This is a genomic window from Tamlana crocina (genome assembly GCF_012037625.1).
Window position 1 is genome coordinate 1 of record NZ_JAAVJS010000339.1, and the last position, 408, is coordinate 408.

Below are 408 nucleotides of genomic sequence, written 5' to 3' on the forward strand. Positions count from 1 at the left end.
TTTGTTCTTTTGATCCCCTGGTCCTTAAGATATTTTAGAACCTGAAGACTCCGCTCATATTTAGCCTGTATCCTGACTTCCCTTGTCAATCTCTTTACGGTTTCCATGTTGTGAGAAACTATTTCAGGATTTACTTCAATGATACGATTGATGTTTCGCTCCACCCCCTGGAAATCGGGGATAAGCGTCTCAAGAGTAGTTTCCGGATTCATTCTGCGAATGGCCTTCACGGTTTCTGCCCAGATAATGGAACCCATGTCTTTTAGATCATCACGGTCCACACTCGTAATCACAGCGTGCTTGATCTTCATAAGTTTAATGGAACGGGCTACTTTTTCGGGTTCATCCCAATCCAAAGTTTCAGGACGCCCTGTTTTTACTCCGAAAAATCCGCAGGAACGGGTGCAG

At 44.4% G+C, this 408-nt stretch carries 1 protein-coding gene; it reads right to left on the reverse strand.

Features of this window, described 5'->3' with window-relative positions; genetic code table 11:
- Positions 1-408, reverse strand: a 408-nt coding sequence (locus tag HC176_RS17010; RefSeq protein ID WP_167920197.1) for a radical SAM protein, incomplete at both ends; no start/stop codon positions are given.